This is a genomic window from Minwuia sp., assembly GCF_048007105.1.
GTDB lineage: Bacteria > Pseudomonadota > Alphaproteobacteria > Minwuiales > Minwuiaceae > Minwuia.
Genome location: NZ_CP180352.1, coordinates 1,338,059 through 1,363,098, shown reverse-complemented (window position 1 = coordinate 1,363,098; position 25,040 = coordinate 1,338,059). Strand labels below are relative to the sequence as shown.

General features: G+C 66.4%; 23 protein-coding genes. 12 read left to right on the top strand and 11 right to left on the bottom strand.

Annotated features, from left to right (window positions below):
* The first annotated feature begins 1 nt into the window (after position 1).
* A complete protein-coding gene (locus tag ACMVY4_RS06480) occupies positions 2-1,129 on the top strand; it encodes a fatty acid desaturase family protein (protein ID WP_416899363.1) in 1,128 nt (375 codons plus the stop codon).
* A 64-nt stretch (positions 1,130-1,193) separates the two neighbouring features.
* Here the strand turns inward: ACMVY4_RS06480 and ACMVY4_RS06475 are convergent, their stop codons facing one another.
* The 6 genes from ACMVY4_RS06475 to ACMVY4_RS06450 form a co-directional block, all read right to left on the bottom strand.
* Entirely contained in the window at positions 1,194-3,503 is a 2,310-nt protein-coding gene (locus ACMVY4_RS06475; protein ID WP_416899362.1) for an NADP-dependent malic enzyme, read from the bottom strand.
* Positions 3,504-3,696: 193 nt separating this feature from the next.
* On the bottom strand, positions 3,697-4,233 hold the full coding sequence (locus ACMVY4_RS06470) for a F0F1 ATP synthase subunit B (RefSeq protein ID WP_416899361.1): 537 nt from the start codon (positions 4,231-4,233) through the stop codon (positions 3,697-3,699).
* Positions 4,233-4,724 carry a F0F1 ATP synthase subunit B' gene (locus tag ACMVY4_RS06465; RefSeq protein ID WP_416899360.1) on the bottom strand — a complete coding sequence of 164 codons (492 nt, stop codon included), beginning with the start codon at positions 4,722-4,724 and terminating at the stop codon, positions 4,233-4,235. Before ACMVY4_RS06465 ends, ACMVY4_RS06470 begins: the two co-directional genes overlap by 1 nt.
* An 82-nt stretch (positions 4,725-4,806) precedes the next feature.
* Positions 4,807-5,031, bottom strand: coding sequence for an ATP synthase subunit C family protein (locus tag ACMVY4_RS06460; RefSeq protein ID WP_416899359.1), 225 nt, complete (start codon positions 5,029-5,031; stop codon positions 4,807-4,809).
* Between the two features lie 62 nt (positions 5,032-5,093).
* The gene (locus tag ACMVY4_RS06455; RefSeq protein ID WP_416899358.1) at positions 5,094-5,831 is read right to left on the bottom strand and encodes a F0F1 ATP synthase subunit A; all 738 of its coding nucleotides are present in this window, start codon (positions 5,829-5,831) and stop codon (positions 5,094-5,096) included.
* A 1-nt stretch (position 5,832) separates the two neighbouring features.
* Positions 5,833-6,180 (bottom strand): AtpZ/AtpI family protein, encoded by a 348-nt coding sequence (locus ACMVY4_RS06450; RefSeq protein ID WP_416899357.1) that lies wholly within the window; start codon positions 6,178-6,180, stop codon positions 5,833-5,835.
* A 150-nt stretch (positions 6,181-6,330) separates the two neighbouring features.
* On the opposite strand from ACMVY4_RS06450, the gene ACMVY4_RS06445 reads away from it, so the two are divergent.
* Positions 6,331-6,735: a carboxymuconolactone decarboxylase family protein gene (locus ACMVY4_RS06445; protein WP_416899356.1), complete on the top strand. Its 405-nt coding sequence runs from the start codon at positions 6,331-6,333 to the stop codon at positions 6,733-6,735.
* Positions 6,736-6,737: 2 nt separating this feature from the next.
* Here the strand turns inward: ACMVY4_RS06445 and putA are convergent, their stop codons facing one another.
* Entirely contained in the window at positions 6,738-10,340 is a 3,603-nt protein-coding gene (putA, locus tag ACMVY4_RS06440; RefSeq protein ID WP_416899355.1) for a bifunctional proline dehydrogenase/L-glutamate gamma-semialdehyde dehydrogenase PutA, read from the bottom strand.
* Positions 10,341-10,380: 40 nt separating this feature from the next.
* Positions 10,381-11,406 carry an amidohydrolase family protein gene (locus tag ACMVY4_RS06435; RefSeq protein WP_416899354.1) on the bottom strand — a complete coding sequence of 342 codons (1,026 nt, stop codon included), beginning with the start codon at positions 11,404-11,406 and terminating at the stop codon, positions 10,381-10,383.
* A gap of 111 nt (positions 11,407-11,517) precedes the next feature.
* Here ACMVY4_RS06435 and ACMVY4_RS06430 point away from each other — a divergent pair, with 111 nt between their 5' ends.
* Together ACMVY4_RS06430 and glsA are read left to right on the top strand one after the other, a co-directional pair.
* Entirely contained in the window at positions 11,518-12,255 is a 738-nt protein-coding gene (locus tag ACMVY4_RS06430; protein ID WP_416899353.1) for a peptidase, read from the top strand.
* Positions 12,252-13,199, top strand: coding sequence for a glutaminase A (gene glsA, locus ACMVY4_RS06425; protein ID WP_416899352.1), 948 nt, complete (start codon positions 12,252-12,254; stop codon positions 13,197-13,199). Before ACMVY4_RS06430 ends, glsA begins: the two co-directional genes overlap by 4 nt.
* On the opposite strand, the gene ACMVY4_RS06420 is transcribed toward glsA, so the two are convergent.
* On the bottom strand, positions 13,196-15,133 hold the full coding sequence (locus tag ACMVY4_RS06420; RefSeq protein ID WP_416899351.1) for a 7TM diverse intracellular signaling domain-containing protein: 1,938 nt from the start codon (positions 15,131-15,133) through the stop codon (positions 13,196-13,198). The two genes, glsA and ACMVY4_RS06420, sit on opposite strands and share 4 nt — an antisense overlap.
* Before the next feature lie 184 nt (positions 15,134-15,317).
* On the opposite strand from ACMVY4_RS06420, the gene msrB reads away from it, so the two are divergent.
* The 5 genes from msrB (at position 15,318) to ACMVY4_RS06395 (ending at position 19,963) form a co-directional block, all read left to right on the top strand.
* Positions 15,318-15,773, top strand: a complete 456-nt coding sequence (gene msrB, locus ACMVY4_RS06415) for a peptide-methionine (R)-S-oxide reductase MsrB (protein WP_416899350.1) — start codon at positions 15,318-15,320, stop codon at positions 15,771-15,773.
* A 160-nt stretch (positions 15,774-15,933) separates the two neighbouring features.
* Positions 15,934-16,944 carry a zinc-dependent alcohol dehydrogenase family protein gene (locus ACMVY4_RS06410; RefSeq protein WP_416899349.1) on the top strand — a complete coding sequence of 337 codons (1,011 nt, stop codon included), beginning with the start codon at positions 15,934-15,936 and terminating at the stop codon, positions 16,942-16,944.
* Positions 16,945-17,024: 80 nt separating this feature from the next.
* Positions 17,025-18,239: a cytochrome P450 gene (locus ACMVY4_RS06405; RefSeq protein WP_416899348.1), complete on the top strand. Its 1,215-nt coding sequence runs from the start codon at positions 17,025-17,027 to the stop codon at positions 18,237-18,239.
* 102 nt (positions 18,240-18,341) lie between these two features.
* The gene (locus tag ACMVY4_RS06400; RefSeq protein WP_416899347.1) at positions 18,342-19,235 is read left to right on the top strand and encodes a TauD/TfdA dioxygenase family protein; all 894 of its coding nucleotides are present in this window, start codon (positions 18,342-18,344) and stop codon (positions 19,233-19,235) included.
* A 26-nt stretch (positions 19,236-19,261) separates the two neighbouring features.
* Positions 19,262-19,963: a hypothetical protein gene (locus ACMVY4_RS06395; protein WP_416899346.1), complete on the top strand. Its 702-nt coding sequence runs from the start codon at positions 19,262-19,264 to the stop codon at positions 19,961-19,963.
* A 53-nt stretch (positions 19,964-20,016) separates the two neighbouring features.
* Here ACMVY4_RS06395 and ACMVY4_RS06390 read toward each other — a convergent pair whose 3' ends face one another.
* Positions 20,017-20,325: a DUF1330 domain-containing protein gene (locus ACMVY4_RS06390; protein ID WP_416899345.1), complete on the bottom strand. Its 309-nt coding sequence runs from the start codon at positions 20,323-20,325 to the stop codon at positions 20,017-20,019.
* Between the two features lie 140 nt (positions 20,326-20,465).
* On the opposite strand from ACMVY4_RS06390, the gene ACMVY4_RS06385 reads away from it, so the two are divergent.
* From ACMVY4_RS06385 to ACMVY4_RS06375, 3 genes are all read left to right on the top strand, one after another.
* Positions 20,466-21,452: a DMT family transporter gene (locus ACMVY4_RS06385; protein WP_416899344.1), complete on the top strand. Its 987-nt coding sequence runs from the start codon at positions 20,466-20,468 to the stop codon at positions 21,450-21,452.
* Positions 21,453-21,517: 65 nt separating this feature from the next.
* Positions 21,518-22,315 (top strand): enoyl-CoA hydratase/isomerase family protein, encoded by a 798-nt coding sequence (locus tag ACMVY4_RS06380; RefSeq protein WP_416899343.1) that lies wholly within the window; start codon positions 21,518-21,520, stop codon positions 22,313-22,315.
* A gap of 100 nt (positions 22,316-22,415) precedes the next feature.
* The gene (locus ACMVY4_RS06375) at positions 22,416-23,600 is read left to right on the top strand and encodes an acetyl-CoA C-acyltransferase (RefSeq protein ID WP_416899342.1); all 1,185 of its coding nucleotides are present in this window, start codon (positions 22,416-22,418) and stop codon (positions 23,598-23,600) included.
* A 272-nt stretch (positions 23,601-23,872) separates the two neighbouring features.
* Here ACMVY4_RS06375 and ACMVY4_RS06370 read toward each other — a convergent pair whose 3' ends face one another.
* On the bottom strand, positions 23,873-25,039 hold the full coding sequence (locus ACMVY4_RS06370; protein ID WP_416899341.1) for an adenylate/guanylate cyclase domain-containing protein: 1,167 nt from the start codon (positions 25,037-25,039) through the stop codon (positions 23,873-23,875).
* Position 25,040: the final 1 nt, after the last annotated feature.

The following is a 25,040-nucleotide window of genomic DNA, read 5'->3' as shown; positions in this document are numbered from 1 at the left end:
CATGACCGTTCGGACCCCGGCTGCCGAGACCCGTGAGGGCAAGGCGGCGACGCCCCGTCAAGGCAGGACAAGATTTGCGCCCGTTTCCGAGTTCAGCCGCGTGCTGCGCCGGAAGATCGGGGAGTACAGCCAGACGTCCGGCAGCAGGTTCGCCGACATGCTCACCTGGGCAAAGACGGCAGCGGCCTTCGGTCTTGGCGCCACGGCCTATGCGGTGTTGATGGCCGCCGGCCCTGACGCCGCAGCGCCGGTCCAGCTGGCGCTGGTCGGCGCCACGGCGTTCTGCGCCTTTCTGCTGCTCGTCTTCGCGGGTCACGACGCCGCCCACGGTTCGATCTCGTCCAGCCGACGGGTCAATCGCACGCTGGTCTTCGGCATCTTCGCCATCCACGGCGTCAGCGGACAGCTCTGGGCGGACCGCCATGTCCGGCTGCATCACGCGCTGCCAAACGTCCCGGGCACGGGGATCGACGCCGACAGCAGCAACATCGTCAGGCTTCAGCCGCAACGGCCGCCCCGGTTCTGGCACCGGTTCCAGATGATCTACGCGCCCCTGCTCTATCTCCTCGGGCAGCTGCAGCTGGTCTGGTTCGAGGACTTTCGCGACTTCCGCCGGATGCGCAAGCAGGATCCGGCGCGGTTCGGCGGCGCAGGGCCGCTGGCCGAGTTCGCGGCGACCAAGGCGGTCCATCTCGCTCTAGCTGCCGGTCTTCCGGTCCTGATCGGCGGCTTTGCCTGGACCTCGGTGTTGCTCGGCTACCTGATGGCGACGGCCGCCGTGTCCTTCTGCTTCGCCGTCCTGGTGATCGGCACCCATGTGTCGGACCGGGCGGCATTTCCGGCGCCGGACAGTAACGGCCGCCTGCCCTGCGACTGGGCGGAACTGCAGCTGGTAACCTCGATCGACTGGGCGCCCCGCAGCCGCTTCTTCGCCGAACTGACCGGCGGGGCGAACGCCCACACCGCGCACCACCTCTTCCCCGCCTGGGCCCACAATCACGCCAGCAGGCTGGCGCAGATCGTGATCGAAGCCGCCCGGGAATGCGGCCTGCCGTATCGGGCCACCAGCTTTCAGGGCATGGTGGCCGCCCATCTCCGGCATCTGCGGGCAATGTCCAGACCCGCCTGACAGCGCCGGAAACGAAAAAGGGGAGCGCCGCGGCGCTCCCCTTGTCGTTTGCAGCCGTTCAGGCTCAGCCGAGCTTGGTCAGCGGGCCCGGCGGGATGGCGCCCGACTCATGATCCTGCGCAGCCACCACGGCCACGGCGGTCATGTTGACGATGCCGCGGGTGGTGATGGCCGGCGTGATCACATGCGCCGACTTGGCCATGCCGATCAGGATCGGGCCGACGGACATGCCCTCGTTGGTCTCCTTGACCAGGTTGAAGGCGATGTTGGCGGCGTCCATGTTCGGGCAGATCAGCACATTGGCATTGTCGGTGAGGCTCGAGTCCGGGTTGATCCGGTCGCGCACCGACTTGTTCAACGCGGTATCGCCCTTCATCTCGCCATCCAGTTCCAGGTCCGGGGCGATCGCCTTGATGATGTCGTAGGCGTCCCGCATCTTCTGCGAGGACGGGCTGTCGTCATCGCCGAAATTGGAATGCGACAGCAGGGCCACGCGCGGCTCGATGCCGAAGCGGTTCACGACCTCGGCCACCATCACGGCCATCTCGGCGACCTGTTCGGCGTTCGGATCGTCGGTGACATGGGTGTCGGCGATGGCGATGGTGCCCCGGTCCATGACGATGATCTCGATCGCCGACGGTTCGGTGACACCGTTGCGCAGGCCGACGATGTCGCGCACCCACTGGATGTGCCGGTCATAACGGCCGACCAGCCCGCAGAGCATGCCGTCCACGTCGCCGCGCTTGGCCAGCAGGCTGGCGATGACGGTCGAGTTGGTGCGGATCTGGTAGCGCGCCTCCTCCGGGGTGACGCCCTTGCGGCCCATGACGGCGCGCAGGGTTTCGGTCAGGCTGTCGACCATCTCGTCGGACTGGACGTCGAAGACATCGAAATCCTCGCCCGCCTTCATGCGCAGGCCGAAACGCTCGATCCGGCGTTCGATCGTGTCCTTGCGGCCGATCAGCACCGGACGGGCAAGGCCGTCGTCGATCACAACCTGCGCGGCGCGCATCACGCGCTCCTGCTCGCCGTCGGCATAGGCGATCTTCTTCGGCGCCTGCTTGGCGCGGTCGAAGACCGGCTTCATGGCGAAGCCCGTCTTGTACATGTAGGCGCTGAGCTTCTGGCGGTAGGCGGCCATGTCCTCAATCGGACGGGTGGCCACGCCGGAGTCCATCGCGGCCTGGGCGACAGCCGACGAGACCTCGACGATCAGGCGCGGATCGAACGGCTTCGGAATGATGTATTCCTCGCCGAACTCCAGGCTCTCGACGCCGTAGGCCTTGGCCACGACCTCGGAGACTTCCTGCATGGTCAGGTCGGCGATGGCCTTGGTGGCCGCGACCTTCATTTCCTCGTTGATCGTGGTCGCGCCGCAATCCAGCGCGCCGCGGAACAGGAACGGGAAGCAGAGCACGTTGTTGACCTGGTTCGGATAGTCCGACCGGCCGGTGGCGATGATCGCATCCGGACGGGCGGCCTTCGCCTCTTCCGGCATGATTTCCGGCGTGGGATTCGCCAGCGCCATGATGATCGGACGCTCGGCCATGGCCTTGACCATCTCGCCCTTCAGCGTGCCGGGACCGGACACGCCGACGAACACGTCGGCGCCCTTCACCGCATCCTCGATGGACCGGGCATCGGTCTCGGTGGCCCAGTACTCCTTGTACTTGTCCATCTTCTCGGTCCGGCCCTTGTAGATCGGACCAGCGCGATCGCAGACGATGATGTTGTCCTTGGTCACGCCCATCGAGACGATCAGCGCCATGCAGGCTTGGGCCGCGGCGCCGGCGCCGGAGCACACGACCTTCACGTCGGCGATGTTCTTGCCGACCAGGCGCAGCGCGTTGTAGATCGCCGCGCCGACGCAGATGGCGGTGCCGTGCTGGTCGTCGTGGAAGACCGGAATGCCCATGCGCTCACGGCAGAGGCGCTCGATCTCGAAGCAGGCCGGCGCGCCGATGTCTTCCAGATTGACGCCGCCGAAGGTCGGCTCCAGCGCGCAGACAATCTCGACCATCTTCTCGACGTCGGTCTCGTTGACCTCGATGTCGAAGACGTCGATGCCGGCGAACTTCTTGAACAGCACGCCCTTGCCTTCCATCACCGGCTTGGACGCCAGCGCACCGATATTGCCCAGTCCCAGGACGGCCGTGCCGTTGGAAATCACCGCGACCAGATTGCCGCGCGCGGTCATGTTGGCGGCCTCCAGCGGATCCTCGTGGATCAGCATGCAGGCGGCGGCGACGCCGGGGCTGTAGGCCAGCGAGAGGTCCCGCTGATTGGCCAGCTTTGTGGTCGGCGTGACCGAAATCTTTCCGGGCGTCGGATACCGGTGGTAGTCCAACGCCATCTTGTTCAGATCGTCGCTCATGTTGCCCCCCTTCAGAGCCCCCTTTTTGATCCCTGCAGGCATCATCGCCCCGGGGTAGGAAAAATCAACCTGCGTTGGCCGCAGGCGACGGTGTCCGCGCGCACATTCGGGCGGCAATAAAAAAGCGGCTCCGGATCGCTCCGAAGCCGCTCAAGCCAGTTCCGGTCCTGTTGCCGGATCCATCTGTGGAATGTCAGTGCAGGTGCTTGCCGATTCCCGAGATCGCATTGTCGATCAGCGCCTGGCCGGCATCGCCCTTCATCTCCTCGCGGAGGATGCTGGCCGCCGCGGCGGAGGCGATATCGACGGCGCGGTTGCGCACCTCGTCGATTGCCTGCTGCTCGGCCTGGGCGATCTTCTGCTCGGCCTGCGCCTTGCGGCGCTCCAGCGAAGCCTCCAGATCGGCGCGCATCTTCTCGGCCAGGCGGGCCGATTCTTCCTTGGCGTGCGCGACGATGTTCTCGGCTTCCTGCTGGGCCTCCTCGGCCTTGCGCTGGTATTCGGCGTAGAGCGCCTGGGCCTCCTCGCGCAGCCGCTTGGCCTCTTCGAGCTCGTTGCGAATGCGGTCGGCGCGGGCATCCAGCTGTGACAGCAGCTTGCCCGGGACCTTCAGATAGACGATCAGCGCAAAGAACAGGATGAACGCGACGGCGACCCAGAAGGCCGGATCCGTGAACATCGAACCGTGAGCGGCTTCCTCGGTCGCGGCGTAGGCGGCGGAAATGAACATCAGCGGCCTCCCTCGCGGACGCTCTGCACGGCGCCGGTGACACGGTCTTCAGACGGCGTGGAACCGCCCAGCTTCTCGACCAGCGCCGAGGTCACCGACTTCGCGATATCGTCCAGCGACGCCAGGGCGGAGTCGCGCTGGGCCTGGATCTGCTTCTCGGCCTCGGCCTGCTTGGCATCGAGTTCGCTGTCGATCTCGGCGCGGCGCTTGTCGATCTCGGCGTTCACCTCGGCCTTCATCCCGCCGACGATCTCGCCGGCGCTCGCCCGCGCTTCCGCCAACCGCTTCTCGTAGTCGGCGATGGCGCGCTCGGTGTCGGATTTCAGTTCCTCGGCCTTGTCCAGGTCGGAACGGATCCGCTGCTCGCGGTCCTCCAGGATGCCCCCGATACGCGGAATCACGACGCGCGCCATGATCACGTAGAGCACGATGAAGGTGATCGCCAGCCAGACGATCTGCGATGCAAATGTTTCTGCTGCTAGCTGCGGCATGCGCCTCAGGCCCTCGCTGCTTCCTTGGGATCTTGCGGCCGTGTCGGAAAGGGCGCTCCCCGGGCGGGGAGCGCCGCCGACATCAACCGAACAGGATCAGGAACGCGATAACCAGGGCGAACAGCGCAACGGCTTCGGTCAGCGCGAAGCCCAGCAGCACGTTGCCGAACACGCGGCCGGCGGCGCCGGGATTGCGCAGCGAGCCCGCCACGAAGTTACCGAAGATGTTACCGATACCGACGCCCACACCGGCGAGCGCGATGGTGGCCAGACCGGCGCCAATCATCTTTGCGGCTTCAACTTCCATTTCCTTGTTCCCTCTTCAGTTCAGGTTGGGATGACGAATATCAGGTTCGCGTCGCGCCGGGATCAGTGGCCCGGATGCAGCGCGTCGTGGAGATACAGGCAGCTCAGCACCGTGAAGACGTAGGCCTGCAGCATGGCGATGCCGATTTCGAGGCCGGTCAGCGCGACGATGAAGGCCAGCGGCGCCCAGCCGGCGACAATGCCCAGCGAGACGACGAAACCGCCGAACACCTTCAGCATGGTGTGGCCCGCCATCATGTTGGCGAAAAGCCGGAGGCTGAGCGAGATCGGACGCACGAAGTACGAGATGATCTCGATCGGCACCAGGATGAACATCAGGAAGATCGGTACGCCGGACGGCGCAAAGAGCTTCAGGAAGCCGAGCCCGTTCTTGGCGATGCCGATGATGGTGACGCCGATGAAGACGACCAGGGCCATCGCGAAGGTGACGATGATGTGGCTCGTCGGCGTGAAGCTGTAAGGCACCATGCCCAGCAGGTTGCAGAACAGGATGAAGAAGAACAGCGTGAACAGGAACGGGAAGTAGGGGCGGCCTTCGGAGCCGGCATTGTCCCGTATCATGTTGGCGATGAACTCGTAGCTCAGTTCGGCGATCGACTGCATCCGGCCCGGAACCATGGCGCGGCCGCGCATGCCGATGGTCAGAATCACGGTCGAGACGACGATGGCGATCACCATCCACAGTGCGGAATTGGTGAAGGACACGTCCACGCCGCCGATCTCGAGCGGAAGGATCGGCTTGATCTCGAACTGCGCCAGGGGGCTCTCGCCAGCGGCCATGCTACCTGTCCCTTCCCTCTCTGTCCCTCGCCTCGGCCTCACGCGATACCCGCATGGCGACCGCATACACGTTTCTTATGCCGACCCCGCCGCCAAGCAGCAAGCCCGTGACCAGCCCCCAGGGGCGGGTGCCGACCCACTCATCGACCCAGTAGCCGATGAAGCCGCACACAAGAAAGGCGGCGACCAGCTCGGCGGAAATCCGCCAGGCGACGCCGTCCGCCCTCGATCTCTCCTGCTTCTCGGCCCTGTCACGAGCCCGGCCGTCCGGTCCGGATTCCCGAGCCGCCCGCAGGCGGTCGCTCAGCGAACCCAGCCGGTCACCCGGTTTTCCGTCATGGTCTGACATGCGCGGAAACTGGACCGGTTCAGAAGCGGGCGCAACCTAAGCCGCGGCCATAGGGGGGTCAACGCAGCCCCAATGGACCAAATGACGCACCGCAGCGGTGCCGTTAGACTGCCGGAAAACCGCCCGATTCAGCGAAGGAGGAGCGCGCCCGTGGCCACTGTCAGCCCACCCCAGAACCCCGAATCCGACCCGCGTGTGAAGGCGGTCTTCGATGACATCCGCAGGACTCGCGGCACCGACTTCATCAACAACTTCTGGCGCTACCTGGCCTTCGATCCGGCGCTGCTGGAACAGGTCTGGACCGACGTGCGCGACGTGATGGCGAAGCCGACGCTGCTGGACGCCAAGACCAAGGAAATGATCTACATCGCCGTCTCGATCGCCAATTCCTGCGACTACTGCATCCACTCCCACACCGCATCGGCCAGGGCGCAGGGAATGAGCGACGCCGAGCACGCGGAACTGCTGCGCATCGTCTCGACGGCGGCGCGGACCAACCATCTGGTCAACGGCATGAAGGTCCCGGTGGACGAGGCCTTCGACTCCGACGCCTGAACTCAGACGCTGCCGAGCAGCTGGGCATTGCCCCCGGCGGCGGTCGTGTCGATACAGATTGCGCGTTCATGGGCATAGGCCGCCGGACAGATCCGTTCGGCGATGAGCGGCACAATGGCGCCGTCGCGCGCTGCGAGCGCCTGCCGGATTTCGCGCAACCTCTGAGCGCTGCCGTAACAGGCGACAGCGCCCACCTCGGCCGAAGTCAGGGCCGCGGCCTCGGCGACACCGTCCAGCGCCATCACCGGCAGCTTCGCCTCGATCAGCGGCCTTGCAGCAACAGCCGCGTCCGGCGCAATCATCAGCGCCGGCGCGCCGACCCGAAGCGCCTGCACCGCCTGGTCCAGCGCGTCGTCCGCGTCCGGCCCGAGGCAGAGAACCGGCCCGCGTCCGACCAGCCAGAAGCGGTTCGATTCGCCGGTCGGGCCCGGCAGGTCGATGGGACCGCAATCCAGCGCGGCTGCGGCAGTCATCGCGGCCTCCGCACGTCCCTTCAGGGCCTGACGCAGCGCCGAGACGCGGCTGGCGCCCGCCGGAAACCCCTTCTTCGTCAGGCTGGCAAGCGCCGAACCGATGGCCTGCGCATTGATCATGGCGCCCTTCAACTCTGTCCCCGGCTCGCCGGCGGTGGTCCGGAAGCGGCGGAGGTAATGCGGCCCACCCGCCTTCGGTCCCGTCCCCGACAGGCCCTCGCCACCGAAGGGCTGGCAGCCGACGATGGCGCCGATCTGGTTGCGGTTGACGTAGAGATTGCCGGCGTGGATGCCGTCGACCAGATCCTGCACCCGCCGGTCGATGCGGCTGTGAACACCGAAGGTGAGGCCGAACCCCCGCGCATTGATGTCATCCACCACCCTGTCGATGTCCTCGGCCCGGTAGCGGGCGACATGCAGGACCGGGCCGAAGATCTCCCGCTCCACCGCGCCGATGCCGTCGACCTCGATCACCGCGGGCGCGGCGAACAGGCCGGCGGGCGGCGTCTCGAGGCGCTTGAGCAGACGTCCCTGCTTCGCGGCAGCGTCGATGTAGTCCGTGATCTGCTGCTTCGCCTCCTCGTCGATGACGGGTCCCACGTCGGTCTGCAGGAACCAGGGATCGCCCAGGTCCAGCGCGTCCATGGCACCGAACAGCATCTCGAGCAGCCCATCGGCGATATCCGCCTGCAGATAGAGCACACGCAGCGCCGAACACCGCTGGCCCGCGCTCTGGAAGGCGCTGGCGAGAATGTCGCGGACCGCCTGTTCCGGCAGTGCCGTGGAATCGACGATCATCGCGTTGAGCCCGCCGGTCTCCGCGATCAGCATCGCATCTGGCGCGGCAGTGTCGGCCAGCTGCCGGTCGATCAGACGCGCCACTTCGGTCGAGCCTGTGAAACAGACGCCCGCAATCCGCGGATCGGCCGTCAGCGGCGCGCCGACAGACGGCCCGTCGCCGGGCAGAAGTTGCACGACATCGTCCGGAATACCGGCCTGATGCATCAGCTCTACGGCCCGGGCGGCAATGAGTGGTGTCTGTTCGGCCGGCTTGGCGACGACGGCGTTGCCGGTTGCCAGCGCCGCCGCGATCTGGCCGGTGAAGATGGCCAACGGGAAGTTCCAGGGGCTGATGCAGACAATGACCCCGCGCGCCCCGGTGCCGTATTCGGCCCGCGGCGCCTGCAGCGCGTAGTAGCGCAGGAAGTCGACTGCCTCGCGCACCTCGGCCACGGCGTCGAGCAGCGACTTGCCCGCCTCCCGCGCCGCCAGCGCGAAGAACTCTGCCGCATGCGCCTCGTAGAGATCGGCCACCTTGCGCAGCATTGCGGCACGTGTGCCGACGGGCGTCGCTGCCCAGCCCGGCTGCGCATCGACCGCACGGGCCACGGCCGCCGCGGCCGCATCTGCACCGACCTCGCAGACCTCGCCGACGATGTCGTCCGGATCCGCCGGATTCAGTGCGGGCCGTCCCTTGCCGGGCGGGCCGGCGCGCCAGACATGCGGCCGCGCGAACGGCGCCCGTCCGGCCTCGATCGCAGTGATCTCGGCCGGATCGGTGGTGTCCCAGCCCTTCGAATTGCGGCGGGCGGCGCCGTAGAGATCCGGTCCCCGCGGGATGGCCGGATGCCGGACACTGTCGAGCGCCTCATACTCGGCGAAGGGATCGGCGGCGATGGCCGCCGGATCGACTTCCGTGTCGGCGATCTGGTGCACGAAGGAGCTGTTGGCGCCGTTCTCCAGCAGGCGCCGGACCAGATAGGCGAGCAGATCGCGGTGTTTGCCCACCGGCGCGTAGATGCGGCAGCGGTTGCCTTCGTCGTTGCGCACGGCCTCGTGCAACGCCTCGCCCATGCCGTGCAGACGCTGGAACTCGTAGCTGCCGGTGTCGCTGCCGGCCATCTGCAGCACCGCGGCCACCGTGTGGGCATTGTGGGTCGCGAACTGCGGATATATGCGGTCGCGCCGGTTCAGCAGCCGGCGGGCGTTGGCGATATAGGAGATGTCGGTGTTCACCTTGCGGGTGAAGACTGGGAAGCCGTCCAGCCCCAGCGTCTGGGCGCGCTTCACTTCCGTGTCCCAGTAGGCCCCCTTCACCAGCCTGACCATGATGCGCCGGTCGAGCATCTCCGCCAGCGCGTGGAGCCAGTCGATGACATGCCCGGCGCGCTGGCCATAGGCCTGCACGACAACGCCGAAACCGTCCCAGCCCGCCAGCGACGGATCCCCAAGCACCCGCTGGATCACGTCGAGCGAGGGATCGAGCCTGTCGGCCTCCTCGGCGTCGATATTGAAGCCGATGCGGGCGTCCGCGGCCTGCCGCGCCAGCTTCAGCGTCCGTTCGGCCAGTTCGGCCAGGACGGTCGCGCCCTTGCCGTACTCGTAGCGCGGATGCAGCGCCGAAAGTTTCACCGAGATGCCGGGATTGGCCGCGATCTCGTCGGATTTCGCATGCTTTGCGATGGCGGCAATAGCGTCCGAATAGGCCTTCGCGTAGCGCGCCGCATCGGCCTCGGTCCGCGCCGCCTCGCCCAGCATGTCGAAGGAATAGGTGTAGCCGTTCTCTTCGGCTTCCCGCCCCCGCTTCATGGCCTCGCGGATGTCCTGGCCGAGCACGAACTGGCCGCCGAGTTCCTTCATCGCCGTCGAGACGGCCGTGCGGATCACCGGCTCGCCCATCCGCCGGACAAGCCCGCGCAGCGCCCCGGCGACGCCGGGCGGCTCGTCCTCCAGCACCCGGCCGGTCAGCATCAGCGCCCAGGTCGAGGCATTGACCAGGATCGAACCGGAATCGCCCACATGGCTGCCCCAGTCATGGGGCGCGATCTTGTCCCGGATCAGCTCGTCGACCGTCTCGGCATCGGGCACGCGGAGCATCGCCTCGGCGAGGCACATCAGCGCCACGCCCTCGCTGGTCGACAGGCCGTATTCGGTCAGGAAGGCTTCCAGCGCCACCGGCGGCCCGGCGTCGCGCACCTGGCGCACCAGCCCGGCGGCCCGTTTCGAGATCAGCCGCCGGTCATGCGCCGACAGCCGCGCCTTTTCCGTCAGCCGGGCCAGAACCGCGGCCTCGTCTTCCAGCACCGCCGCCCGCAGCCGGGCGCGGATTTCCTCGAGCGACTCTTCTGCCATGGGCGGAGCCTAACAGAGCCGTCCGCGCGTTAAAGGCGCTTCAGAGATCGAGCCTGTAGACCCGTTTCGCCGTGTCGTGGAACAGGGCGTCCCGCTCGGCGTCGGTGTAGGCAGACGCGATCAGCTTGAAGGCGTTCCAGAGGACCGGATAGCTGACCGAGTTCTTGTCGACGGGGAAGTTGCTCTCGAACATGCAGCGGTCCGGCCCGAAGACGTCGATGGCATGGGCGTACCAGTCGCCGGTCGCCTGAACGAGTTCCTTCGACGTCGGCGGATTGTCCAGCTTGTGCCAGCCGAAGCCGTTGATCGCCATGTTGATGCCGCCCAGCTTGGCGACGACGTTCTCGCAGGCCGCCAGCTCCGCGAATTCGCCCTTCCAGACCTCGAAGATCTCCTCGCGCCGGCCCTCATAGGGACCGACGCCGACGGGACCGAGAAAATGGTCGGCGATGATCACCGTGTCAGGGAAGGCCCGGGCGAGATCGATCACGTCGCCGATCTGGGTGTGATAGCACCAGGCCTCGAAGCTGAGCCCGCGTTTGCCCAGTTCAGCGAAGCCCTCACGGAAGGTGGCGTCGCCGAACATGCCCGGAAACGGATTCGTGTGCGAGTTCCGCACCTCGTCCGACTCGTCCCAGCCGCCGGCATGGCGGATGCCGCGGAAGCGCGCGGGCGCGGCGGCGATATGGGCGTCCAGCACCTCGCCCACCTTCGCGCCGAGGTTCAGGTCGGCCAGGCTGACAATGCCGGCGCAGGCGCGGACGGGCCCGTAGAAGCCCGACGCGGTCATGGCCGCGACGCCGTTGACGAACTCGGTCTCGCCGACGGGCTTCAGATGCTCCGGCCCGTCGGCGCGGTAATAGCTGGCGCACTCGACGAAGACGGTCGCGACGACGTTGTGGCCTGAATTCAGGTCGTCCAGAAGGTCGTGCAGCAGGTAGCGACCGGCGGGCAGCTTGCTGATCGACGGCCGGTCCCAGAGATGGTGGTGCGGATCGATGATGGGCCGGTCCGGATCGATGATCGGTTCCCTGACCTTGTCCAGCCAGGCAGGATCGATGGGCATCGCGAATTCCTCCCCCGAATGCGCGTGATTTCACTTGCCGGACCCATCATACATGCCAACGTATGCGCGCGAAGGGGCCGGGTAAGGGCTCTCAATGGGGGAAACACGAACATGACCTACGGTCTCGGCCTGTTCCTTGAGGACGGCATCGTTCTGACCGCTGACACGCGCACCAACGCCGGCGTCGATCACGTCGCCACGGTCGAGAAGGTGAGCGTCTTCCAGAACCCCGGCGAACGGGTGATGATCCTGGCATCGGCCGGCAATCTCGCCACGACGCAGGCGGTGGTGACCCTGCTGCGCCAGCGTCTGCTGCAGCCCGAGAACCCCACAAACCTGAATTCGGCGCAGACCATGTTCGACGCCGTGACAATGGTCGGCAGCGTTCTGCGCGAGGTGATGAACAAGGACGCCCAGCACGTCCAGGGCTACGGCGACGCCTCGGGCAGCTTCCTGTTCGCGGGACAGATCGCAGGCGGCAAGCACCGGCTGTTCCTCATCTATCCGGCCGGCAACTTTATCGAGGCGTCCTACGACACGCCCTACCTGCAGATCGGGGAGACGAAGTACGGGAAGCCCATTCTGGACCGTGCAATGAACCATTATGCCGGCGTCGCCGAGGCGGTGAAGCTGACGCTGATCAGTTTCGACGCCACGGTCCGGTCGAACCTGTCCGTCGCGCCGCCCTATGACATGGTGGTCTACCGCAAGGACACGATCGGTCCGGTTCAGGTGCGCCGCATCGCCGATACCGATCCCTATCTGCAATCGGTCCGCGACGGCTATGGCAACGCCATCCGCGACGCGGTGCGCGGCCTGCCGCTGGCCGACTGGCCTGAAATCGGATGACCCGCCCGCTGCCAGCGCCGGCCGACATCGAAGCGGCGCTGGCCGCCGCCTGGAAGGTCGGCAAGGCCCGCTGCGCCGACGGCAAGGTCGCGGCCTACATTCCCGAACTCGCCCGTGTGGATCCAAGCCTGTTCGGCCTCGCGATCCATACCGTCGACGGCCAATCCTACAGCCATGGCGACGCGCAGCATCCCTTCACGCTGCAAAGCGCCTCGAAGGTCTTCTCGCTTTCGGCGGTTGTGGCCGCCTCGGGCGAAAAGGTTTTCGATCACATGTCTGTCGAGCCGTCGGGCGACGCCTTCTTCTCCATCGTCAAGCTGGAGGAAGAGAAAGGGCAGCCGCGCAACCCCTACATCAATGCGGGCGCGATCCTGACCTCCAGCCATCTGCAGGGCGCGACCGCGGACGCCAAGATCGATCGCTTCCGCACCTTTCTCGGCCAGTCTTCCGGGCTGGGCGCGGGGGCCTTTCCGGTCAACGAGGATGTCTTCCGTTCGGAGGCCGATACCGGGCACCGCAACCGGGCGCTGGCGGAGATCATGCGCCATCACGGCACCATTCCGGACGTCGAGGTCGCGGTGGAAACCTACTTTCGCCAATGCGCGACCAGCTGCACCGCCGAAAGCCTCGCCCGCCTCAGCCTCTACCTGGTCAACAACGGCCGCGACCCCCTGACCGGAAAAAGGGTACTCGCGCCCGCGAGCAATCACGGCATCGTCGCGCTGATGGCGACGTCAGGCATGTATGACGAGGTCGGCAGCCATGCGATCGAGGTCGGTCTGCCGTCGAAAAGCTCGGTCAGCGGCGCAGTGCTGGCCATCGCGCCGGGGCGGATGGCGATTGCCGGCTTCGGCCCGGCGCTGGGCCAGAAGGGCAACAGCATCGGCGCCATGAAGGCGCTGGGCGTCCTCGCCGCCCGGCTGGAACTCTCGGTCTACCGCTAGGTCTTCTGCCGCAGCCTGACGGTGACGGTGGTGCCGGCGCCCGGCGCCGTCTCGAAGGCGAGTTCGCCGGCATGCTGGCGCACCAGCGCATGGGCCAGCGGCAGACCGAGGCCCGCGCCCGACTTGGCCTTGTAGGCGCTGACGCGCACCATCTCGAAGGGCACCAGCAACCGCTCGATCTCGCTTGGGTCCATACCCGGACCGTTGTCGGCGATGCCGAAGACGACCCAGCCGCCGGCGACCGCCGCGGACAGCACGACCTCGCCCTCCTCGGGGCTGAACTTGACCGCGTTGGAGGCCAGGCTCTCGAGCACGCGGCGCATCAGCTGCCGGTCAAGCACCGCTTCCGTTTCCGGTCCCGCCGCATCGATCCGCACGGTCACCTTGGCCTCGGCGGCGCTCTCGGCCACCGCGGCAGCTGTCTCCTCCAGCAGCTCGTCGAGTTGAACGCTCTCCGGCTCCAGCCGGAAATCGCCGGTCTCGACGCGTGAGATATCAAGGATGTTATCGACGAGGCGAAGCATGTTGCGGCTGCTGTCGTGAATGTCGACGACGTAGTCGCGGTAGACCGGCGGCTCGATCTTCCCCAGCATCTCCTCGCGCATCATCTCCGAGAAACCCATGATCGCATTCAGCGGCGTGCGCAGTTCGTGGCTCATCCCGGCCATGAAGCTGGCCCGCGTCTCGTTCAGCTTCTCGGCCAGCAGCAGTTGTTCCTGCTGGCGGCGCAGGCCCAGCGCCAGGGCGATGGCGAAATAGAGCGTCGCGATGGCGCAGCCGATGGCCGTCAGATAGTGGTTGAGCGGCGTGTAGGGCGTGACGTCGAAGATCCGCAGATAGATGAAGACCGACGTCACCTGGCTGAAGCCCCAGCCGAAGGCGACGACGCGCGCCCTGTCGCTGCCGCGGACCGCCAGGAAGATCGAGATCCCCAGAATGAACAGCGCCCCCGGCCCGGCCACGAAGGCGATGGCCAGCTGGCCGACAGCCGAAGGCAGCCACGGGGTGAGGCTGGTCAGCAGCCCGACGGCGATCAGGACGCGCATCACGATGTCGACCCGGGGCGCCCGTTCCGGCGTCTGCATGTAGCGCTGGAAGAACCGCGCGCCGGATGCGAACAGCAGTCCCTGAACGATGAAGAACAGGTCGTTGGCGTTCTCCCAAGCGCCGGGCCAGATCCAGGTCTGGCCCATGCCTGAGGCCACCGCCACATAGAGGGCGTAGGTCATCGAGAAGGCTATGAAGTCAAGAAACGCCTTGTCGCGCACCGTCAGATAGACCGTGACCACATACATGCAGACGGCGATCACCGCGCCGAACAGCGCTGCGAACAACAACTGGTCGCGCAGGTTCGCGGTCTCGAAGGCTTCCGCCGAGTAGAGCCGGACCGGTGTCAGCCGGACCGAGGTCGTCTCGACAGTGAGATAGAGGTCGAGGACCGCGCCCGCCGCGACATTGACCGGGAAGGCCGGGAAATGACTGCGCGGCAGCCGCGGGTCCGGCGGCGCGCTGTCGCCGGTGAGCAGGCTGACGGGCCGCCCGCGAACGTCCGTGCCGAGGAACCGGATCCGGTCGATGTAGGGGAACTTGTAGACCAGCACGCCCCGGAAGACGTCGTCGGTCGGATTGTCCACCCGGACCCGGAGCGCAAGCGGCTCGCGGTCGAAGCCGAAATGGGCGTGGTCGGCGTCGATCTGCCGCCAGGATACAGCGCCAGCCGGTTGCCAGTTCTCGCCCGCGCGCCCGAAAGCGACGGGCCCTTCCGCGACCGAGACCTCGGTCGTCACGGCGCCTGCCGGCTGATCCGGGACCGGTGTCACCCCGTCGCGATCGATGAAGAGCAGCCATGAGAGCACCAGCACCGCAATCAGTGCTGTTGCCTGGCCAGCGCGCGGGATGCGCCAGTTGCGAATGCGCGTGGCCCTAGAGGCCATTCGTCCTGTCATCGCGGCAGGATAGAGAGTGAAGCATTCACACCACGTTAATTTCGTTAACGAATCGGGCAAAGCTTTCCGCGCCGCCGAGGCGCCGCCGTCTGCCGGCCATGGCCTCTCGCCCTCGTCATCCGGCCCCGGGTGGCCTATCTTGGGGAGCGATCGCGAACAACGGAAGACAGGCATGAGCAAGACCTACGCAAAGACCGAGGCCGCCGTCGAGAAGCTCGACCGGGTGCAGTATGCGGTGACCCAGCAGGACGCCACCGAACCGCCCTTCCGCAACGAGTTCTGGGACCATAAGGAAGCCGGCATCTATGTCGACATCGTATCGGGCGAACCGCTGTTCGCCTCGTCGCAGAAGTTCGACAGTTCCTGCGGCTGGCCGAGCTATTTCGAGGCGCTGGAGCCGGACAACATCATCGAGAAGCGCGACACCAGCCACGGCATGATCCGCATCGAAGTGCGCTCGAAGCACGGCGACAGTCATCTGGGCCACATCTTCCCGGACGGGCCGCCGCCGACCGGCATGCGCTACTGCATCAACTCGGCCTCGCTGCGCTTCATCCCCGCCGCCGATCTGGAAAAGGAAGGCTATGGCGAGTACGCGCACCTGTTCGAGGGCAAGGACGCGGGCTGACGGCCTGCAGGCACTATTCACGGAGACTGGAGATCAGGGGTCACCCCCGCTTCACGCGGGGGTCCGGTGCGGCTTCGCCGCAAGATCCGACGATCGCCCGGATGCCCGCGCAGGGCGGGCATGACCCTCTGACCAGGGTTCAACACAAGGGGAGGAAACCATGCGCGTCTGGGAGCTGGCATCGCATGACGGGATCGACGGGCTGAAGCTGGCGGAGCGGCCGCTGCCGGAACCGGGGCCGGGCGAGGTGCGGGTGCGCGTCGCCGCGAACTCGATCAACTACCGCGATCTCTCGACCATCGAGAATTCGGAGGCGCGCGGGGTCGCGTTGCCGCTGATCCCGAACTCCGACGGCGCGGGCACCGTCTCGGCCGTGGGCGCAGGTGCGCCCTACAGGGAGGGCGACCGGGTCACCGGCTGCTTCTTCGCGGACTGGACGGCCGGCGAGATCGGGCCGCAGACCATGGGTTCGGCGCTGGGCGGACCGCGCCCGGGTATCCTGGCCGAGGAGATCGTGCTGCCGGCCCATGGCGTCATTCCGACGCCCGTGCATCTGTCCGACGAGGAAGCGGCGACCCTGCCCTGCGCGGCGCTGACCGCATGGCACGCGCTGACCCTGCCGAAGCCGATCCAGGCCGGCGAGACCGTGTTGCTGCTCGGCACGGGCGGCGTCTCGGTCTTCGCGCAGCAGTTCTGCAGGATGATGGGCGCGCGGACCATCGTCACCTCGTCATCAGACGCCAAGCTCGAGCGGATGAAGGCGCTCGGCGCAGACGGGACCGTCAACTACCGCGACAATCCCGACTGGGATCAGGCCGTGCTGGAGATGACCGGCGGTCTGGGCGTGGACCGCGCCGTCGAGGTCGGCGGGCCGGGCACCTTCGACCGCTCGGTCAACGCCACCCGCATCGGCGGGATCATCGGGCTGATCGGCATCCTGACCGGGCCGGCCGGGACCGTGCATCCGACGAACTTCATGCGGAAATCGATCACCGTGCGCGGCATCTATGTCGGCAGCCGCGCCATGTTCGCCGACATGAACCGGGCCATCGAGCTGCACGGCCTCACGCCGGTGATCGACGAGACCTTCGGTTTCGAGAGCGCGCCGGACGCCTACCGCGCGATGCGGGCCGCCGGGCATTTCGGCAAGCTGGCGATCCGGGTCGGTTGAGCCCGTTGCGAGTCAGATTGACGCGAACGTAATCTGTGGCAGAGTCGTCAGCCTGTTCTTCTGGGGAGGAGATACGGAACATGAGCGGCAAGGAACCCGTCGGCGACTGGGCCACCGATTTCGACATTCTGGACGACAGCTACGTGAAGGACCCGGCGCCGGTGTGGCGCGATCTCCGCGGCCGTTGTCCCATCGCGCACACCGACCGCCGCGCCAGCAGCTGGCTGCCGACGCGCTATGCCGACATGCAGGCGCTGGTGAAGATGGTGCCGGAGCTGTCATCGAAGCAGCCCGGCGTCATCCCGCCGCCGCCCGGCAAGGAAGAGCTGACCGACTACAACGCGCTGGAGGCGCCGCCGATCACCTCGGACCCGCCGGACCAGATCGCCTACCGCCGGCTGATCCTGCCCTTCTTCACGCCGAAGGCCGTGGCCGAACGTCGGCCCTTTGTCGAGACGCTCTGCCATGAGCTGATCGACCGGTTCGCGGACCGCGGCCATGCCGACGCGGCGGTGGAGTACGCCCAGGAGATCCCGAGCCGCACCATCGGCCACATGCTCGGCATCGACCCGTCGCGGAACGACGAGTTCCTCGGCTGGGTGCGCGGCGTGCTCGAGATCGGGCAGCGCGATCTGGATTCGCTGAAGCGGAACCGCCGCGCCATCCGCGACTTCTTCAGGGAACTGGTGCATGAGCGCCGGCAGAACCCCGGCGAAAACGACCTGATCTCGCAATTGCTGGAGAAGGATTTCGACGGCGAACCGCTGTCCGACAAGGTGCTCGTCGGCATCTGCAACCTGCTGTTCGTCGCCGGCATCGACACGACCTGGTCGTCCATCGGCGCGGCGCTGCTGCATTTCGCCGGCCACCCGGAGGACCGCCGCCGCATGGCCGCCGAACCGGAACTCTGGCCGACCGCCATCGAGGAACTGCTGCGCTTCTATTCGCCGGTCACCATGGCCCGTGTGGCCCAGGAAGAGGTCACCCATGACGGCATCACTTTCCAGAAGGGCGACCGCATCCTGCTGAGCTTTCCCGCCGCGAACCGGGACCCGGACATCTTCGAGCGCGCGGACGAGGTCGTCCTCGACCGGGAGAAGAACCGCCACATCGCCTTCGGCATCGGCATCCACCGCTGCGCCGGCTCCAACCTCGCGCGTATGGAAATGGAGGTGGCGCTGAAGGCCTGGTTCGACCGTATTCCGGAATTCGAGCTCACCGATCCGGATGCCGTCACCTGGGCCGGCGGGCAGGTCCGCGGACCACGCAACATTCCGGTCGCCTTTCCGGTCTGAACACCCGCCCGTGCATGGCCGGCATCGCGCGGTCCGGCTTCACACCCGCGGGCGGCTGCGGCAGAATATTAAGTCAGTTGCATGACGCGGGAGGATGACGGCATGGGCATGACTTTCGAACCGCTGGACGGCATCAGCTTCGGCGCCCGGGTAACCGGCGTGAAGCTCGCTTCCATTTCCGACGAGGACTTCGCCGAACTGTATCGGCAGTGGCTGGAATACGGCCTGCTGATCATGCCGGGCCAGTTTCTCGACAAGGGCGACCAGATCGCCTTCGCCAGGCGCTTCGGCGATCTGGAATTCGACATGGCCGAGATCGGCAACATGAAGAAGGACGGCTCGCTGCGGCCCGACGACGGCTCCGACGACATGATGAAGGTCAACCGGGGCAACATGGGCTGGCATCACGACAGCACCTACATGCCGGTGCAGGCCAAGGGCGCGGTGTTCTCGGCCGAAATCGTCCCGTCGGAAGGCGGCGCCACCGGCTTTGCCGACATGCGCGCGGCCTATGACGCGCTCGACGATGCGACGAAGCGGAAGATCGAGGGACTGCGCGCCCATCACTCGCTGCACTATTCGCAGAGCAAGGTCGGCCACGAGACGAAGCCGGTGAAGGACGGCAAGGTGAACATCGATGACGATTCCGGCCAGACCTATGGCGGCTACGGCCTGCATGACGGCCCGGTCTCGATCCGCCCGCTGGTCAAGGTGCACCCGGAGACGGGGCGGAAGAACCTGCTGGTCGGCCGCCACGCCTACGACATCATCGGCATGGACCCGGCGGAATCCGAGAAGCTGCTGAACGATCTGGTGGCCTTCGCCTGCCAGCCGCCGCGCATCTACCACCACCAGTGGGAAGCGGGCGACGCGGTGATCTGGGACAACCGCCGCCTGATGCACCAGGCGACCCCCTGGCCCTTCACCATGGCGCGCCGCATGTGGCACAGCCGGATCGCAGGCGATCCGGAGACCGAGGCCGCGCTGGCCGCCTGAGCGGGAAATCTTCAGGCTAACGGGAGATGCCACCAGACCGCGTCCAATGCCAGTTCTGCATTTCAGAGATTCATCCCGAAAGCAGGATCTGTTCAGTCTGCGGCACTGACCAACGAGCCGCTGTTCGCCATTTCAAACGCTGGGGCGCAATCCTCTCTACGCTTTCAGTTGTCCTGGGCATCCTGACAATTGCGATCTCGCTGTGGCCGCAGGCATTGAGAGCTCTGTTCTACGAGGAAGGCATCGATATCTATGAGTATGTCGCCCGCGAGGCTCCAGGGCGCTCCAAGCTTACCTTCTTGAACAATGGCGACGGCGATTTGTTCGTCAATGAGGTGGTCTTCGAATACGTATCTGATGCCGGGAATCGTCTCGATCGCACAATTATCGTCAACGAGTGGATCCGCAGAAACGAAGTGAGATCTTTTTATCCCCGAACGGTTCAGCCGGTAAGCCATAGCACTTCCGGCCCGAAACGTTTTGATGCCATGGCCTCCGAACTCGGATCCCTGGCAGAGATAAAGCGCTGCTTTTCGCTGATGATCGCGGACTACGCATGGAAGCAGCGTCCGCTTGGATTCAACGTGCCTCCAGGCGTGGTTGATGTCCCGGTGACCGCACTTGTCCGCGCGAGTTCGGCACGCTCGAAGGAACTCATCGATTTCAGTGCAACTGGTGACTATGCAGGTTTCATCATGCTGGCGGAACGATGCAGAGGTGCCGGTTGAAAAACTGGTCCGGCGGTCCTGTGCTGAGCGCCGGTCTGGCGGCTTGAGCAGGGTCAGCCGCCGCCTGTCGCCTCGATGCCTCGGACGATGACCATGTTCGTCGCCGACGACCCGCGCCGGTGTTCTGACAGCGCTTGATAGGCCGGATCGCTGTACCAGTCGACCGCGGCCTGACGGCTGGGGAACCGCATCACGACGGTCTGCGGCAGCGCCCAGTCGCCCTCCAGCACCTCAGTCTCGTCCGCCGAGATCGTCAGAAGTTCGCCGCCGTGCTTCTCCAGCAGGGGCCAGAAGCCGGCGAGATATTTCTGGTAGGCGGCCGGATCGTCGACCCGGACCTGTGCGATGACATAGGCGCTCATGACCGTTCCCCCTCACGCGTCGGTGTAGCCTAGCACCACGGCGCTGCACTGCAACATGGCGGCCGGTTCGCGTCACGACCGGCCGCTTCCCCGATACCGCTCCCGTCCCGATGGGGATATAGGGGAGCGGGGAGCCTGCCATGACCAACACCGCCGCCTACGACGAGACCAACCGCCCGCTCGCCGGAATCGTCTTCATCCTGGCCGGGATGTCGATGATCTCGGTGAACGATGTGCTGGTGAAATACCTCTCGGACGGCTATCCGCTGCACCAGATCGTGCTGGTCCGCTCGCTCGTCGGCATCTGCTTCAGCCTGGTGATGGTCCAGTTCGAGGGCGGCTGGCGCATCCTGAAGACCGACCGGCCGATCCTGCACATTCTCCGCGGCCTGCTGATCGTCGTCGCCAACCTGACCTTCTTCATGGCGCTGGCCGCGATGCCGATCGGCGAGGCAACGGCGATCTTCTTCGTCGCGCCGCTGTTCATCACGCTGCTCTCGGTCGTGATCCTGGGAGAAAGCGTCGGTATCCGCCGCATCGGCGCCGTGATCGCCGGGTTCGCAGGCGTGGTCGTGATGCTGAACCCGCTGGGCCGCGGCGGCGAAGGCCCCGGACTGCTCGTGGCGCTGCTGCCCATTGTCGCCGCCTTCACCTACGCTTCCTTCCAGATCATGACGCGGAAGCTGGGCGCCAGCGCCCGCGCCTCGGCCATGGCGGTCTACATCCAGACCATCTTCATCGTTGTCAGCCTCGGGTTCTTCCTTGTCGTCGGCGACGGCCGTCTCGCCGAAGAGACCGACAATCCCAGCCTGATCTTCATCTTCCGCGTCTGGGTCTGGCCGCCCGTCGACGACTGGCCGGTCTTCGCCGCGCTGGGCGTGATCTCGGCCGGCGTCGCCTATGCGCTCAGCCAGGCCTATCGGGTTGCATCGGCGGCGACGGTCGCGCCGTTCGAATACGTCGCCCTGCCACTGGCGACACTATGGGGGTTCCTGATCTTTCACGAGACGCCCGACCTGCGGGGACTGGCCGGCATGGCGCTGATCCTCGGCGCGGGCCTCTACATCCTCGCGCGAGAACGGCGCCGGGGCAGGGTCCGGCGGGACGCAAGGCCGGTCCGCCGTTGATGGGGTGACAAAACCGGCTCTGCAGGTGCTAAATCCAGCTCAGCATCTCATCAGGGGAGGACAGGATGGCTGATCTGGAAACCAGCATCGACGGCGGCATCGCCACCGTGACGATGAACCGGCCCGACGCGCGCAACGCGCTGTCGATGGACATGCGGGCGATGATGTCGGAGACGTTCCACGAGCTGGAGCGCGACGACACGGTCCGCTGCATCGTGCTGCAGGGCGCGGGCGACCACTTCATGGCCGGCGGCGACGTCAAGAACATGCACGAATATCTCAAGACCGCCTCGGGCGCGGAGATCGAGAACTACTTCGTCAACCGGATCCACAACCTGCATCCGATCATGTTCTCCATGCGGCGCATGCCCAAGCCGATCGTCGCCAAGGTGCGCGGCGCGGCGGCCGGCGCGGGCGTCTCGGTCGCGGCGGCCTGCGACCTGATCATCGCCGAGGAGAGCGCCTTCTTCACCCTGGCCTACTGCCATATCGGCACCACGCCGGACGGCTCGGCCAGCTATCACCTGCCGCGCGCTCTGGGCATCAAGAAAACCATGGAGATGACCCTGCTGGGCGACCGCTTCACGGCGCAGCAGATGGCCGACCACGGGCTGGTCAACTTCGTCGTGCCGGACGCCGATCTGGACGCCGAGACGACCAAGCTGGCGACCCGCCTCGCCAACGGTCCGACCTTCGTCTACGGCCAGGCCAAGAAGCTGATGTACCGCAGCCAGCAGAACGAGTTCGAAAGCCAGCTGCAGATGGAAGGCGAGATGTTCGCCTCCTGCGCCGCCCGCGAAGACTACCGCGAAGGCGTCGCCGCCTTTGTCGAGAAGCGGAAGGCCAAATTCACCGGGCGCTGAGACACCGTTTCTGTGCCATGACTTTGACCATGCGCCGCGTTATGTTCCGCGGCAGGATTGACTTGCGGACCGTGCCGTCCGCCGACAGGGGAGAAATCACATGAACGAAGCAGTCATCGTTTCGACGGCGCGTACGCCGATCGGCAAGGCCTATCGCGGCGCCTTCAACAACACCGGCGGCGCCGAGATGGGCGGTCACGTCGTCAAGCACGCCGTCGAACGCGCTGGCATCGAAGGCGGCGAAGTCGAAGACGTGCTGATGGGTTGCGCCAATCCCGAAGGCACCACCGGCGGCAACATCGCCCGCCAGATCGCGCTGCGCGCCGGCCTGCCGGTTTCCGTGCCGGGCGCCACCGTGAACCGCTTCTGCTCGTCGGGCCTGCAGACCATCGCCATGGCCAGCCAGCGCATCATCGCCGACGAGGCTGACGTGCTGGTCGCCGGCGGCCTGGAATCGGTCAGCCTGGTGCAGACCGAGCATGCCAACCGCTACCGCAGCCAGGACGAATGGCTGGTGAAGACCCATCCGGGCATCTACCACTCGATGATCCAGACTGCGGAGACCGTGGCCAAGCGCTACAACGTCACCCGCGAGTATCAGGACGAGTACGGCCTGCAGTCGCAGATGCGCACCGCCGCCGCACAGCAGGCCGGCAAGTTCGATGACGAGATCGTGCCGATGGAGACGGTCAAGATCGTCACCGACAAGCAGACCGGCGAGACCTCCGAAGTGAAGGTCACGCTGGAGAAGGACGAGGGCAACCGCGCCGACACCAACATGGAAGGGCTGGCCAGCCTGAAGCCGGTGGTCGGCGATGACGGCTTCATCACCGCGGGCAACGCCTCGCAGCTTTCCGACGGCGCCTCCGCCGCGGTGGTGATGAACGCGAAGGTGGCCGAGAAGAAGGGCCTGCAGCCGCTGGGCTACTTCCGCGGCTTCGCCGTCGCCGGCCTGGAGCCGGACGAGATGGGCATCGGCCCGATCTACGCCGTGCCGAAGCTGCTGGAGCGCACCGGCCTGAAGATGGACGACATCGACCTGTGGGAGCTGAACGAGGCTTTCGCGGTGCAGGTGCTCTACAGCCGCGACCAGCTGGGCATTCCGAACGAGATCCTGAACGTCAATGGCGGCGCGATCTCCATCGGCCATCCCTTCGGCATGTCGGGCGCGCGCATGGTCGGCCACGCCCTGATCGAGGGCAAGCGCCGCGGCTCCAAGTATGTCGTCTGCACCATGTGCATTGGCGGCGGCCAGGGCGCTGCGGGCCTGTTCGAGGTCGCGTAACAGAAACCGCCCGTCTGGGGATGGTTGGGTCGGCCAGACGGGCGGCTCAGGCGTTTCCGGCGAGGTAGCGGGACGGGGTCGGCCGGTTCGGTCGTTCCGCACGCCCGCCAGGGTCTGAAGAGAGGCCGTCCGGTTCGCCGGGCGGCCTTTTTCGTTCTCACGCTGCCGTCCCCGGGCCTGACCCGGGGACCTGAGACCGCAACGCCGCGGCGGTTGCACGGTGAGGCCCCCGGGTCAGGCCCGGGGGCAACAGAGTGGGACTGTCCGCAGCCTCAGGACGACACCGGCCGATAGGCCGGCGTGTCGCCCTCGATCCCCTTCAGCGGAAACGCGCCGACCCTGTCGAAGGCCGCGCTGCAGGTGTCGGCGAAATCCGCGGAGACAAGCACTGTCTCGCCGAGTTCGCCGGCCAGCTTCTCCAGCCGGGCGGCGCGGTTCACCGCCGGTCCGATGACGGTGAAGTCCAGCCGTTCGGCAGCGCCGATATTGCCGTACCAGACCTCGCCGACATGCAGCCCGATGCCGATCTCCAGCGCCGACTTGTCTTCGCCGGCACGGCGCGCATTGAGCCCGACGATGCGATCCAGCATGCCCCGCGCCGCCGCCATCGCCCGGTCGCAGGCCGCACGCCGCGCGCCGTCCTCGACCGGGAAGATGGCCAGCGCCGCATCGCCGATGAACTTCAGGATCTCGCCGCCCTGATCGTCGACCGCCGCGCCGACTTCGCCGAAATAGTCGTTCAGCACGCGGACGATGAAATCCCGCGGCAGCCGCTCGGAAAGCGCCGTGAAATCGCGGAGGTCGCAGAACAGCAGCGCCGCATTGATGCGCTGGACGCTGCCGCGGCGGATGGCGCCGGCCAGGACCCGCTCGCCGGTGCCATGGCCGATATAGACGTCGAGCAGCGACCCGGCGAGGTGATGGCTGGCATGGATCTCGATGTGCAGGCCCAGAAGGCTGCGGAGCGATTTCAGGCCCTCGATCTCGGCATCGCTGAAGCCACCCGGACGCCGGCTGCAGACCATCAGCGGCCCGTGCCGGCGGCCTGACAGCGGCACGCCGAGCATCAGGTAGTCGGTGTAGCCGTTCGCCATCAGGCCTTCGAGAAAGGCGTATTCCAGATCCGGATCGTCGCCTTCCAGACGGCAGCGGACCATGTCCCCGCCCTCGTGGATGATACGGACCGGGCTGACCAGGTAATGGCTTGAGCCCTGAATCTCGAGGCCGACCGTGTACTGGCTCACCGCCGCCATCGGTTCTTCCCAGACAAAGGCCAGCGCCGCGATCTCGGGATGCAGCGTCTGGTATCCGAGCGAGAAGCGCTGGAAGTCGAGTCCGGCTTCCAGCAGCCGCTGGCGGAACTGCTCGGCGAAGGTCAGCATGTCCGGCATTTCGCGCGCCCGCGACAGCAGCCAGTCCGCGACGGCTTCGTGATCCATG

What these genes read in the sequence shown, in the direction of transcription:
- ACMVY4_RS06480 (WP_416899363.1), top strand. Translation starts at nt 2, where the DNA reads ATGACCGTTCGGACCCCGGCTGCCGAGACCCGTGAGGGCAAGGCGGCG.
- ACMVY4_RS06475 (WP_416899362.1), bottom strand. Translation starts at nt 3,503, where the DNA reads ATGAGCGACGATCTGAACAAGATGGCGTTGGACTACCACCGGTATCCG.
- ACMVY4_RS06470 (WP_416899361.1), bottom strand. Translation starts at nt 4,233, where the DNA reads ATGTTCATTTCCGCCGCCTACGCCGCGACCGAGGAAGCCGCTCACGGT.
- ACMVY4_RS06465 (WP_416899360.1), bottom strand. Translation starts at nt 4,724, where the DNA reads ATGCCGCAGCTAGCAGCAGAAACATTTGCATCGCAGATCGTCTGGCTG.
- ACMVY4_RS06460 (WP_416899359.1), bottom strand. Translation starts at nt 5,031, where the DNA reads ATGGAAGTTGAAGCCGCAAAGATGATTGGCGCCGGTCTGGCCACCATC.
- ACMVY4_RS06455 (WP_416899358.1), bottom strand. Translation starts at nt 5,831, where the DNA reads ATGGCCGCTGGCGAGAGCCCCCTGGCGCAGTTCGAGATCAAGCCGATC.
- ACMVY4_RS06450 (WP_416899357.1), bottom strand. Translation starts at nt 6,180, where the DNA reads ATGTCAGACCATGACGGAAAACCGGGTGACCGGCTGGGTTCGCTGAGC.
- putA (WP_416899355.1), bottom strand. Translation starts at nt 10,340, where the DNA reads ATGGCAGAAGAGTCGCTCGAGGAAATCCGCGCCCGGCTGCGGGCGGCG.
- ACMVY4_RS06435 (WP_416899354.1), bottom strand. Translation starts at nt 11,406, where the DNA reads ATGCCCATCGATCCTGCCTGGCTGGACAAGGTCAGGGAACCGATCATC.
- ACMVY4_RS06430 (WP_416899353.1), top strand. Translation starts at nt 11,518, where the DNA reads ATGACCTACGGTCTCGGCCTGTTCCTTGAGGACGGCATCGTTCTGACC.
- glsA (WP_416899352.1), top strand. Translation starts at nt 12,252, where the DNA reads ATGACCCGCCCGCTGCCAGCGCCGGCCGACATCGAAGCGGCGCTGGCC.
- ACMVY4_RS06420 (WP_416899351.1), bottom strand. Translation starts at nt 15,133, where the DNA reads ATGGCCTCTAGGGCCACGCGCATTCGCAACTGGCGCATCCCGCGCGCT.
- msrB (WP_416899350.1), top strand. Translation starts at nt 15,318, where the DNA reads ATGAGCAAGACCTACGCAAAGACCGAGGCCGCCGTCGAGAAGCTCGAC.
- ACMVY4_RS06410 (WP_416899349.1), top strand. Translation starts at nt 15,934, where the DNA reads ATGCGCGTCTGGGAGCTGGCATCGCATGACGGGATCGACGGGCTGAAG.
- ACMVY4_RS06405 (WP_416899348.1), top strand. Translation starts at nt 17,025, where the DNA reads ATGAGCGGCAAGGAACCCGTCGGCGACTGGGCCACCGATTTCGACATT.
- ACMVY4_RS06400 (WP_416899347.1), top strand. Translation starts at nt 18,342, where the DNA reads ATGGGCATGACTTTCGAACCGCTGGACGGCATCAGCTTCGGCGCCCGG.
- ACMVY4_RS06395 (WP_416899346.1), top strand. Translation starts at nt 19,262, where the DNA reads ATGCCACCAGACCGCGTCCAATGCCAGTTCTGCATTTCAGAGATTCAT.
- ACMVY4_RS06390 (WP_416899345.1), bottom strand. Translation starts at nt 20,325, where the DNA reads ATGAGCGCCTATGTCATCGCACAGGTCCGGGTCGACGATCCGGCCGCC.
- ACMVY4_RS06385 (WP_416899344.1), top strand. Translation starts at nt 20,466, where the DNA reads ATGACCAACACCGCCGCCTACGACGAGACCAACCGCCCGCTCGCCGGA.
- ACMVY4_RS06380 (WP_416899343.1), top strand. Translation starts at nt 21,518, where the DNA reads ATGGCTGATCTGGAAACCAGCATCGACGGCGGCATCGCCACCGTGACG.
- ACMVY4_RS06375 (WP_416899342.1), top strand. Translation starts at nt 22,416, where the DNA reads ATGAACGAAGCAGTCATCGTTTCGACGGCGCGTACGCCGATCGGCAAG.
- ACMVY4_RS06370 (WP_416899341.1), bottom strand. Translation starts at nt 25,039, where the DNA reads ATGGATCACGAAGCCGTCGCGGACTGGCTGCTGTCGCGGGCGCGCGAA.